This window comes from Niallia sp. 01092, assembly GCF_052318935.1.
In the GTDB taxonomy this organism is placed as follows: domain Bacteria; phylum Bacillota; class Bacilli; order Bacillales; family Cytobacillaceae; genus Niallia.
Map to the genome: position 1 here is coordinate 1 of NZ_JBQRKO010000072.1, position 478 is coordinate 478.

General features: G+C 39.1%; 1 protein-coding gene. It reads right to left on the reverse strand.

Going from position 1 to position 478, the window contains the following annotated elements; translation table 11 throughout:
- Positions 1-40 precede the first annotated feature (40 nt).
- Positions 41-478, reverse strand: a 438-nt coding sequence (locus ACTXGU_RS22355) for an IS3 family transposase (RefSeq protein ID WP_443483704.1), incomplete at its 5' end; no start/stop codon positions are given.

Below are 478 nucleotides of genomic sequence, written 5' to 3' on the forward strand. Positions count from 1 at the left end.
TAAACTGGCACCTATGTCAAGGACACAATAAAAAAAGAGATTAAGCAGCTAGAAGATGATTCCTATATTGAATAGGGGTCATCTTTTTTAAATTCCACTGATAGCGGTAATTGTTATAGTAAACCATGTAATGATTTATTTTCGACTTTAATTCCTTCAAGTTTTTTGCCGATTGGTAATCGACATCATCCTTCAGGTGGCCAAAGAATGACTCCTGTGGGGCATTATCCCAACAGTTACCTCTCCGTGACATAGACTGGCCCAAACCATATTTTTTTAATAACTTCTGGTATCGTGGGCTTGTGTAGTGGCTTCCCTGATCTGAGTGGATAAAGGCATCTTTATGGAGCGTAACTTTCTTATTGTTCATCAATTTTTGGATCGTCTGGGTTGCGATGTCCAAAGTGATGCGATCAGACACATGGTAAGCTAGGATTTCATTAGTGGATGCGTCTTTTACGGTTGACAAATAAGCCAT